This window comes from Nonomuraea sp. NPDC049480 (assembly GCF_044465905.1).
In the GTDB taxonomy this organism is placed as follows: Bacteria; Actinomycetota; Actinomycetes; order Streptosporangiales; family Streptosporangiaceae; genus Nonomuraea.
In genome coordinates this window covers 31,725-40,851 of sequence record NZ_JBITMD010000032.1, presented here as the reverse complement: position 1 = coordinate 40,851, position 9,127 = coordinate 31,725, and the positions used below count along the sequence as shown (strand labels likewise).

The following is a 9,127-nucleotide window of genomic DNA, read 5'->3' as shown; positions in this document are numbered from 1 at the left end:
CGTGGACATCTAGCGCGACGGACTTGCCGGTGTTCTCGATCGCGGTCTCGATGAGGTTGTCGAGCACCTCGACGATGTCGCCGGCGAAGATCTCCTCGCGCTCCGGCGCGTCGCCGCCCGGCATCCGCTCGATGTTGACCTTGGCTGCCTGCAGCGGCGTCATGTCCACGTTGCTTGGGCGTCCGCGCGGAAAGGTCACCATCAGCACCGCACCAGGCGGCCTCCGCGGCCAGATCGTGGTCGTCGAGCACCTGGGCGCCGAAACCGTCGTAGCCTTCACCCTGGGTGAATCCCGCGACCTGCACTACGCCCGCATGCCCGGGGACGTCTATCTGGATCCAGGGGCTGACTGCCGGGTAGACCTGGAACTGAGCGCCGTGTCCTGGTTCGACCCGGAAACCGGGGGCGCGTCGATCCGTTAGTGTGAGGGGCGCGAGAACCGCGTCGCGTACTGGACGGTAATCTCTGTACGCTTGCTGTACATGGGGGCGTTAGCTCAATTGGCAGAGCTGCGGACTTTTAATCCGTAGGTTCCGGGTTCGAGCCCCGGGCGCCCTACCAACCTTAGGCCCTTCTGACCAGGGGTTTTACGACTCCGCTGGAATCCGCAGTGTCGCCCGAATCCCCATGGGAGACCGTAGGGAGACCGGGAGTTTCGGACCCCGCGACCTTCAGGGCCCGTGGAACCAACGCGGCGGACGCCTCGGCCGCGCTGTGAGCGAGCTCCGGCAACACCGTCGTGTAGGTGTTCTCCGTCAGGTTCGTCGAGGAGTGCCGCAGCATCGTCGACACCATCTTTGTGTCCGCGCCGGCGGCGTACGCGAGCGTGGCCGCGCAGTGCCGGAGGTCGTGCAGGCGGATCGGCGGCAGCCCGGCCTTGAACGCAAGCTGTGAGAACAACTCGCTGACCCAGGCCGGGTGCAGCTCGGTGCCGTCCTCGTGGGTGAAGATGCGGCCGGTGTCGGTCCAGGCCTCGCCCCACGCGAGTTTCTCCTCAAGCTGCTGCTTGCGGTGTTCGCGCAGCACGGCCACGGTGCCGGTGTCGAGCGCGATCACGCCGTCGCTGGCCTCCGTCTTGGGGTCGCCCTCCTCGAAGTCCCATCCGACCTGTACGAGCTGCTTGGCCACGGCCAGCGTGCGCTCGTCGAGGTCGAGGAACTCCCAGCGGGCGCCGCACCCCTCGCCGCGGCGCAGCCCTCGGAACGCGATCAGGTGGAAGAGTGCGTACAGTCGGTGCTGGGCGGCCACGTCGAGGAACGCGCCGAGTTGGACCGGCGTCCACACCATGACTGGTGACGGGCGCAGCTCCGAGGCTTCCCAGACCCGCACCGCGCTGACCTTCTTGCCACCCTTCTCCGCGCGCACGGCCTCGAGCCTGGCCGCGAACTTGGCGTTGAACGCCTCCACTCGCGCCTTCGACCACACGAGCGCTTTGGGCCGCTTCACCGCGTCGAGCTTCACGGCCTTGGCGTTGTTCACGCTGATGATCTCCTGGCGTACGGCGTCGCTCAACACCGTGGACAGCGTGGCGCGGATGCGCTGCTTCGTCGCCGGGCCAGTCAGCCGCTTGCCCCTGGCGGCCGCGCGCACCTCCGGATCGTCCGACGCCTGCGCGGCCAGGATCCCCTCGTTCTTCTCGTCGATACGGGTGAACACCTTCTGCAGGGTCGACACCCACAGTCGATCCATGCGGACGCCGGCGAGCACCTCCTTGAGGTGCTGCTCGTAGTGGGACCGGTATGAGCGCAGTGTCGTCTTTCGGATGTCGCCGGTCCGCTCGTGGGCTGCCATCGTCTCGGTAAAGAAGTCTCCGAACAGCATCGACCCGAGCGGCTGGCCACTGTCGTACTTGCGGCGCAGCTCGTCATGGTTCGGCAGCGGCGCCTGCTTCTTGTGCGCGGCCCGGATCATCTCCAGGATCTCCATGCGCGCGTCGTGCCCGTCCGGCCCTGCCTCGGGGATTTCGAGCAGGCGGCCAGCCTGCTGATAGAAGGCGACAAGGTCCGTCTCGGTGGTGAACCCGCCGCACCGCAGATAGATGCGCTTCCCGTCCGGGCCGGCGGGCACCTCCTCTTTGCCGTACCAGGTGCCGTGTTTCGGGTTCCATGACCCGTCCTTGCGGCGCAGCTTCGGACACTTGGCGCCCAGCTCGCGGCTGGCCTCGTCTCGGCACTTGCAGCGTTTGAAGCCGTTCCCGGTCATCGCGACCTACCTGTAACTAACGCCGTAGTTGTCCCGGTATATGCGTCCAACTGACATGGCTTTCCGGAAATCATCCATGTCTACGCCCAGATCATCGGCCATCTCCTGAGTTTCCTCAGTTGTCTCTCCGCCCCTCCATGCGAGCCCGATCCGGGCCGCAAGCGATTCGAGGCGGTCGAGGTCGTCGGCCGGGTCGCGGTCGATAATCTCCTGCAGGCGCTTTTCGATTTCCGCGACCACATCGTCGGCCGGGCTGCGGTGGCCGGCGCTGAGGTAGGCGTCGAGTACCGGCGCAGCGACCTCCAGCAGGTCAGCCCGCACCAGCGCGCCAGCGTAGGCGTCGATCCGCTCGGCGACATCCTTCGACGGCAGTGTGGCTAGCGTCACCTTGAAGAACCCGCGCAGCGAAAGCAGGTCTCCGACGACGCTGTGCCGCTCGCGGTGGTCTTTCATCGGCGGGAAAATATCCCGGCCGGTGCCGAAATCCCAATTCGTTCGAGTGAGCGTCTTGTAAGCCTCGACGGCGCTCTGCCACTTGTCATCGTCGAGCCAGATCTGAATCGCATTCTCGAACTCCGCCTCGGACCATGGAATAGGCGGGCGCCCGCCGGGCCGCATCCGCCCCGCAGTGCCGGGCTGTCTCGCCCTGAGAAACTCCTCGTACGGCACCCGAGTCTCCTCTTGGGAGAGCCGATACCGCATGCGGGCCCACAGCAGTAGGAACCGCGCCTGCGCCTGCATCGTGTCCCGGGCACCTTGCTTCACCGCCCGGCCGAGGTCGTGCATCATGCGCCCCTCGGCGGCCTCGATGGGCTGGGCGAGTTCTTCGAGCGGGACCCTGAACACCTTGGCCAAGGCGATGCTCTCCTCCATGGTGATGGAGCGGCGGCTGCCGTCGGGCTTCGGGTTCACGATCTTTGAGATGGCGGACTGATGGGTCGGGCAGCCTGCCTCCGTCATCTCCTGCGCCATCCGCTCCTGGGACCAGCCGCGCCGGCGCATCTCCCACGCGATACGGAGGGCTACGTTCTCTTCGCTCAACGTGCGAGACTGCTGTGTTTCCTGGGCCGCTGCATCTGCGGCCACTTCGGCGTTTCCGTTCCCGGACACTTCGTCATCTACTGACACTGCGGGCCTCCATCCGTTTCGGATTGAAGCCTAGCCGCATCCGAGTTGCGCGTCCACGGACGACCATGCCATGATTGACATACGCGATGCGAGCTAGATCCAATCCCTCGGGGATGACACCATCTGACACAGACTGACACGTCGCCCCCTCGGCGGAAGGCAGCCCACCAATGGCCAAGGCCATGACCACCAAGGAAGTAATCGCCCTACCCGCGTCCGTCGACATCCCGACCGCTGGTCTCGCGGTCGGCGGCATCGGCCGGACCACAGCCCACGCGCTGGCACGCCGGGGCGAGTTCCCCGTTCCCGTGCACCGCATCGGCAACGCCTACCGAGTCAACCGCGCCGACATCCTCCGGTTCCTCGGCATCGACGACCCCACTCTGGCCGCGCACCGCGAGCCGGCCGAGATGGCTTCCTGAACTGCTCGACCACGTCGACCCGACAGTGGGCAATAGGGCCGACCTTCTCAAACTGAACCCACGACGGGCGGAGCGCTGACCAGCGCAAACCCCGGGCACGCACCAAGCATCCCCACGACGCCTAAGTCCCGGGCAAGACCAGCGTCGATCTGCAGCAGCCCGGCATCCCTGCCCGCCTCCCAGAACCACCAGGGAAGGCGTCACAATGCACGTCGAGCAGGACGAAACACCAACCCGCTACCCGCGGCCCATCGAAACGGAGACCGGACTCCCGCTGATGCTCCGCCGCCTCTACGAGGTGACCGGCTACGCCCCTCGCGGGTACGGCGCCAACCGCAGCGCACGCTGTCCCGTCCACGACGACGGCAAGGCCAGCGTCTCCGTCGGCACCGGCCACGACGGGCGCGTGGTCTTCAACTGCAAGGCCGGATGCGACAACCAAGCCATCGTCGACGCGCTCGGCATCCCGTGGCCCGCCCTCTACCCGCCCGAGACGCGCGGACGACAGCAACGCGACCCCGACGGCTGGGTGCCATGCCTCGACAAAGGGCACCGCAAGGTCGCCGAGTACCTCTACACGGACGAGCACGGTGCCACCTTGTACGGCGTCACCCGGTGCAACCAGAAATGCTTCGCCCAATGGCGGCCCGACCGCACCAAGAAGTACGGCCGCCGATGGAGCCTCCGCGACGCCAACGGCGACAAGGTCCGAGCCGTGCCCTACCGACTGCCCGAAGTCCTTGCCGCCATCGCCGACGAGCGCGTCGTCATGATCTGCGAGGGCGAGAAAGACGTCGACAACCTACGCGCCCGGCCCGGCATCACCGCCACCTGCAACCAAGGCGGCGCCGGAATGGGCTGGCCGGACGAGTTCGCCCAGTACTTCCACCGCGCCGACGTCTCCATCGTCGCCGACCGCGACGAGGGCGGCCGCAAGCATGCGCGAGCCATCGTCGCCAACCTGATGCCCGTGGCGCGCTCCATCTACGTCGTCCAAGCCCGCCACGGCAAAGACGCCTCCGACCACCTGGCCGCAGGCGGGACCATCGGCAACCTCGTCGAGGTGTGGGCGCCCAAGCCGTACGAGATGGGAGGCGCTGCGTGAGCGTCCCCGTCGCCAGCGTGCCCGACTGGGTGCCCGACATCGACAAGGACGGCGTCGAGAAGGAAGTCGCGCCCGAAGAGGAGGAGGTGCCCAGCGGCCGCAGTTGGCGGCCCGTCGATCTGACGCCTGTTCTCAACGGCACCTACAAGTCGCCCAAACCCACTGTGGGGGCACGCAGCGATGGCGTCGGGCTGTACTACCCCGGCCGCTCACACGTCCTGGCCGCCGAGTCGGAATCTGGGAAGACATGGTTTCAGCTCGCAGTCCACGCCCACGAGATGCGCGCAGGCAACGGCACCATCTACGTCGACTTCGAGGACGACGAGGGCGGCGTCGTCGGCCGGCTCATGGACATGGGTGTCCCACTCGATCTGATCAGCAAGTACTTCGGCTACATCAGGCCAGAAGAGCCGTTCAACGTCCCCGGCGGCAAGGTGGAGCTCGCGGAGGCGATGGGCGACCTCAAGCCCACCCTCGTCACGCTCGACGGCGTCACCGAGGCCATGACCCTGCACGGGCTCGACCCGCTCAACAACAGGGACGCCGCCGCGTTCGGCCAGATGCTCGTTAAGCCGATCACAGCGCGCGGCCCTGCGGTGACCAGCCTCGACCACGTCACGAAGGACAAGGACGGGCGCGGCCGCTACGCCATCGGCGCGGTCCACAAGCTGAACGGCCTGAACGGCGCCATGTACGCGCTGGAGAACAAGGAGCCATTCGGCGTCGGCATCACCGGCCGATCCGCCATCTTCATCAGCAAGGATCGGCCCGGCCAACTGCGCCGATGGTCACTACCGCAGGGCGATCGCAAATGGTTCGGCGATCTCGTTGTCGCATCTGATCAGTACGTCGAAGTGTCAATCCAAGCGGTGCAGGTGCAAGCGAAGGTGAACGCTGCGCGGGCGCGAAGAGACCTCATGGTCAAGGTCTGCGATCTCCTCGCCACCGCCAAGGACGCGGGGTTCTCGAAAGCAGCCATCGAGGCAGGAGTGGGAGGCAACCACCAAGCAACGCGGTACGCCCTCGAAGTACTCATCAACGAGGGCTACGTCCGAGTCGAGCAAAAGGGTCAGGCGATCCGGCACCACCTCAATCGACCGTTCGAGGGTGACTGACATGAGCCGTGTTTCCGCAGGTCAACCTCGCCCAACCTCGCCCACCAAAAAGCACGCCCCGAAAACCTCGCCCAACCTCGCCCTTGATCATGCGTTTTCGCAGGTCAACCTCGCCCACCACCTCGCCCCGGCCCAACCTCGCCCACTCGCCCCGCCCCTTATAAGGGGCGGGCGAGGTCGGTGGGCGAGGTCTCGGCCCACGCCAATATCGAACGGAGACCAAGCATGACCACCCGCACGAACAACACCCGGGAAGGCGTCGCCGACGCGTTCGCCGGCTGGATGATGGCGCACCCCGTCACCACCACCGACTGCATCCAGGCCGCCATCGAGAAGGCGTTCTATAGCTGGCTGGTCGTCTACCGCGACGACGTCACCGAAGCCATCGCCGCGGCCGTCGTCAAGCACAACCACCACGCCATCGACTTCACCGCCCAGGACCTCGCCGAGGCCATTGCCACCCACGTTGCCGAGCAGCAGTCCGAAGGGAACCCGTCTTGATCCCCGCCCAGCCTGGAACCATCGCCAGCTACTCCGAAGGCGACCATGACTTCGACCGCCCCGTCATCGCATGGGACGACGCCGGCGAACCGCTCGTCTACAGCCCATACAAGAACAAACTCGTCCCCGCCAACGAGTACCCCGAGTTTTGCCGCGTCGAGGTACCCGGCCGGGCCGACGGCGCCTCGACGGACACCACGGAAGTGCAGGTCATCACCTGCGCCATCTACCAGCACATCACCATGCTCGAAGGCGACCTCGTCCGAGCCCACCAAGCCGGGAAGCAGATCCCCGCCATCGTCGCCGGTCTGGCCGCCGCCGAGCTCCGCAAGGTCCTCGCCCAAACCATCGGCCCGTCCTGGCTGGGGCTGGCCGTAAGCGGGGACGAGGTGCCCCAATGACCGCCACCGCCACGGCGCCGGCCGAGACGCCCGCCCGCATCCGCCGCTGCCGGATGCGCAAGCGCCTCGGCGACCCGTGCCCCAACCCGGCCCTGTCCGACGACCCCAAGGACATCGCCATCTGCGGCCACCACGCCGCCAAAGTCATGCAGCTCATCCACGCCCAGACCCGAAAGGCCACGTCATGACCCGCGAACTCGCCAACATCCTCAGCCTCGGCGCCGCCAACCTCGCCGCCATGGCGCTCATGTTCGCCTTCCTGTGGAGCCGCATCCGCTACCTCACCCGCGCCCTCGTCGAAGCACACGCCGACCGCGACGCCGCCAACAAGCGCGCCGCCGAACTCCTCCAGCAGCGCATCAACGACACCCACACCGCCACCGACCGCCTCAACACCATGGTCAACCGGCTGCGCGACAACAACGCCACCGCCGACACCAGCCTGGACGGAGACGCAGCATGACCATCCACTTCACGCTCCTGCCGTTCCTCATCGACGGCGAATGCCCCCGATGCGGCGAATACTTCACATACAAGGCCGTCGCCCTCTCCGACGACGGCACCGAGGTCTGCGCCACCTGCGCCGACAAGCTGCTGCCCGGCGCCTCCCAGATCGTCAAAGGGCTCGACCTCATCCAGGAAGCCATGCTGTTCGACGTGTTCACCCGGCCAGCCGCCGGCCGCCAGACCCTCCCCATCAGCAAGGTCCTGCGGGCCATGGCCGACCGCATCGACGACGTCATGCTCGACAAGGTCAAGCTGCAGATATGCGTCGAGGTCGTCGACGGGATATGGCCCCACGAAACGGGCCAGCACATAGGCGTCGGCATCGACTGGCGCATCGACGACAACCAGCCGTCATGACCAGCTAAAGGCCGCCCCTGTCCGAACCAGGGGCGGCCACACCGCCACCCTCCCACACCACCCACCCGAACAGCACTCCCGAGGGGGGAACCCGTTGGCCCGCATCTCTTGCCCCGTCACCTGGTGCGACAGGCAAATGCCCGCCGCCCGGCGCGTCTGCCCGGCATGCCACAGCGAACTCGAGCGCGACCTCGGCGACGTGCCCAGCATCGCCCACGACCTGCAGCTCGCGCTCGCCCGCCAAGTCCGCATCAGTGACAGCAGCGGTAGGCGTGGCCACGAACGGCCCCTGCCGTACGACCAGCGGGCAGGAGACGCCGCCATCCTGCTGCACCGCACGATCGTCGCCTGGGTGCAGGAGTTGCAGGCCGGCGTCGCCATCATGCACGGCCCCACCTGCGAAACCGCCTGCGGACACCCCACATGTACGTACATCACCCTGTCCACCGACGCTGGGCACAGCACCGCGGACCATGCCCGATGGCTACTGCGCCACCTGCGCGTGATGGTCGGCCGCGACGGCAGCGAGAACACCCGGCCACACCACGCCGTCGAGCAACTCACCAACGCCATCCGCAAAGCCCGGCACATCATCGACCGCCCCCTCGACCAGGTGTACGCCGGACCCTGCGACCTGTGCGGCCGCGACATGTACGCCCGCCCCGAAGCATCCCGAGTCACATGCCCCACCTGCGTCGACGAGCAAGGCCACCGCATCGGCTACGGCGTCCAGCAACGCCGCGAATGGATGCTCGCCGAAGTCGAGGAGATGCGGCTACCAGCCGTCGACGTCGCCCGCGCGGTGACCAGCCTGGCCCGCCCCATCAAGCCCGCCCTGCTGCGCACGTGGGTAGCCCGCCGACGTCTCGTGCCCGTCGGCACCAACGCGCACGGCAAGCCACTGTTCCGCGTGGGCGACGTACTCGACCTGATGGAGACCTCATCTATGCCGAAGAGCACAGAGTTGCGGATCGAACCAGCGAGGTGACATGCTCTCAGCATCTACCTTGCAAGACGTATCGGAAGGGCCCGGCACACGCCGGGCCCTTCCGCTGTTCACAGAGGGAGGATCGACATGCTGGACGCCATCATCGTGATCCTGCTCATCCTCGGGTTCGTAGCCTTCGCGCTCGCCGCGTTCAACGTCACCGCCCGCGTCAACCTCACCGCCCTCGGCCTGGCGTTGTGGATCCTCACCGTGCTCATCCCCGCACTCGCCAGCCTGTAGCACGGGAACAGCGGGGCACGATGACCCGTAGCAGACACCGCGCTGGCCGCCCGTACCGCAGAGCACGAGCCCAGATGTTCGCCATCTACGGGCGCACCTGCCACATCTGCCTGCACCACGAGGCAGGCGAAGCCGACCACCTGATACCCATCAGCATCGAC

At 66.9% G+C, this 9,127-nt stretch carries 13 protein-coding genes and 1 tRNA gene; 12 read left to right on the top strand and 2 right to left on the bottom strand.

Annotated elements, in window-relative coordinates; all coding sequences use genetic code 11:
• Window positions 1-29 precede the first annotated feature (29 nt).
• Together ACIBX3_RS52005 and ACIBX3_RS52000 are read left to right on the top strand one after the other, a co-directional pair.
• Window positions 30-422 (top strand): hypothetical protein, encoded by a 393-nt coding sequence (locus tag ACIBX3_RS52005; RefSeq protein WP_397128202.1) that lies wholly within the window; start codon window positions 30-32, stop codon window positions 420-422.
• 63 nt (window positions 423-485) lie between these two features.
• Window positions 486-561: transfer RNA gene (locus ACIBX3_RS52000), tRNA-Lys, on the top strand.
• Between the two features lie 3 nt (window positions 562-564).
• Here ACIBX3_RS52000 and ACIBX3_RS51995 read toward each other — a convergent pair.
• Window positions 565-2,202, bottom strand: a complete 1,638-nt coding sequence (locus ACIBX3_RS51995) for a tyrosine-type recombinase/integrase (protein WP_397128201.1) — start codon at window positions 2,200-2,202, stop codon at window positions 565-567.
• 6 nt (window positions 2,203-2,208) lie between these two features.
• The gene (locus tag ACIBX3_RS51990; protein ID WP_397128200.1) at window positions 2,209-3,243 is read right to left on the bottom strand and encodes a helix-turn-helix domain-containing protein; all 1,035 of its coding nucleotides are present in this window, start codon (window positions 3,241-3,243) and stop codon (window positions 2,209-2,211) included.
• 257 nt (window positions 3,244-3,500) lie between these two features.
• Here ACIBX3_RS51990 and ACIBX3_RS51985 point away from each other — a divergent pair, with 257 nt between their 5' ends.
• From ACIBX3_RS51985 to ACIBX3_RS51940, 10 genes are all read left to right on the top strand, one after another.
• A complete protein-coding gene (locus ACIBX3_RS51985) occupies window positions 3,501-3,752 on the top strand; it encodes a helix-turn-helix domain-containing protein (protein ID WP_397128199.1) in 252 nt (83 codons plus the stop codon).
• A gap of 205 nt (window positions 3,753-3,957) precedes the next feature.
• The gene (locus ACIBX3_RS51980; RefSeq protein ID WP_397128198.1) at window positions 3,958-4,857 is read left to right on the top strand and encodes a toprim domain-containing protein; all 900 of its coding nucleotides are present in this window, start codon (window positions 3,958-3,960) and stop codon (window positions 4,855-4,857) included.
• Window positions 4,854-5,972: an AAA family ATPase gene (locus ACIBX3_RS51975; protein WP_397128197.1), complete on the top strand. Its 1,119-nt coding sequence runs from the start codon at window positions 4,854-4,856 to the stop codon at window positions 5,970-5,972. Before ACIBX3_RS51980 ends, ACIBX3_RS51975 begins: the two co-directional genes overlap by 4 nt.
• Before the next feature lie 225 nt (window positions 5,973-6,197).
• The gene (locus ACIBX3_RS51970) at window positions 6,198-6,473 is read left to right on the top strand and encodes a hypothetical protein (protein ID WP_397128196.1); all 276 of its coding nucleotides are present in this window, start codon (window positions 6,198-6,200) and stop codon (window positions 6,471-6,473) included.
• Window positions 6,470-6,874 (top strand): hypothetical protein, encoded by a 405-nt coding sequence (locus ACIBX3_RS51965; protein WP_397128195.1) that lies wholly within the window; start codon window positions 6,470-6,472, stop codon window positions 6,872-6,874. The genes ACIBX3_RS51970 and ACIBX3_RS51965 overlap by 4 nt, the downstream gene beginning before the upstream one ends.
• Window positions 6,871-7,062: a hypothetical protein gene (locus ACIBX3_RS51960; protein WP_397128194.1), complete on the top strand. Its 192-nt coding sequence runs from the start codon at window positions 6,871-6,873 to the stop codon at window positions 7,060-7,062. Before ACIBX3_RS51965 ends, ACIBX3_RS51960 begins: the two co-directional genes overlap by 4 nt.
• Window positions 7,059-7,337, top strand: coding sequence for a hypothetical protein (locus ACIBX3_RS51955; RefSeq protein WP_397128193.1), 279 nt, complete (start codon window positions 7,059-7,061; stop codon window positions 7,335-7,337). The genes ACIBX3_RS51960 and ACIBX3_RS51955 overlap by 4 nt, the downstream gene beginning before the upstream one ends.
• Window positions 7,334-7,738 (top strand): hypothetical protein, encoded by a 405-nt coding sequence (locus ACIBX3_RS51950; protein ID WP_397128192.1) that lies wholly within the window; start codon window positions 7,334-7,336, stop codon window positions 7,736-7,738. The genes ACIBX3_RS51955 and ACIBX3_RS51950 overlap by 4 nt, the downstream gene beginning before the upstream one ends.
• Window positions 7,739-7,874: 136 nt before the next feature.
• Window positions 7,875-8,726 (top strand): hypothetical protein, encoded by an 852-nt coding sequence (locus ACIBX3_RS51945; protein WP_397128191.1) that lies wholly within the window; start codon window positions 7,875-7,877, stop codon window positions 8,724-8,726.
• Between the two features lie 87 nt (window positions 8,727-8,813).
• Window positions 8,814-8,966 (top strand): hypothetical protein, encoded by a 153-nt coding sequence (locus ACIBX3_RS51940; protein ID WP_397128190.1) that lies wholly within the window; start codon window positions 8,814-8,816, stop codon window positions 8,964-8,966.
• Window positions 8,967-9,127: the final 161 nt, after the last annotated feature.

Excerpts from the sequence above, each read along its gene's own strand:
- ACIBX3_RS51995 (WP_397128201.1), bottom strand. The coding sequence starts at position 2,202 with ATGACCGGGAACGGCTTCAAACGCTGCAAGTGCCGAGACGAGGCCAGC.
- ACIBX3_RS51985 (WP_397128199.1), top strand. The coding sequence starts at position 3,501 with ATGGCCAAGGCCATGACCACCAAGGAAGTAATCGCCCTACCCGCGTCC.
- ACIBX3_RS51980 (WP_397128198.1), top strand. The coding sequence starts at position 3,958 with ATGCACGTCGAGCAGGACGAAACACCAACCCGCTACCCGCGGCCCATC.
- ACIBX3_RS51970 (WP_397128196.1), top strand. The coding sequence starts at position 6,198 with ATGACCACCCGCACGAACAACACCCGGGAAGGCGTCGCCGACGCGTTC.
- ACIBX3_RS51960 (WP_397128194.1), top strand. The coding sequence starts at position 6,871 with ATGACCGCCACCGCCACGGCGCCGGCCGAGACGCCCGCCCGCATCCGC.
- ACIBX3_RS51955 (WP_397128193.1), top strand. The coding sequence starts at position 7,059 with ATGACCCGCGAACTCGCCAACATCCTCAGCCTCGGCGCCGCCAACCTC.
- ACIBX3_RS51950 (WP_397128192.1), top strand. The coding sequence starts at position 7,334 with ATGACCATCCACTTCACGCTCCTGCCGTTCCTCATCGACGGCGAATGC.
- ACIBX3_RS51945 (WP_397128191.1), top strand. The coding sequence starts at position 7,875 with ATGCCCGCCGCCCGGCGCGTCTGCCCGGCATGCCACAGCGAACTCGAG.
- ACIBX3_RS51940 (WP_397128190.1), top strand. The coding sequence starts at position 8,814 with ATGCTGGACGCCATCATCGTGATCCTGCTCATCCTCGGGTTCGTAGCC.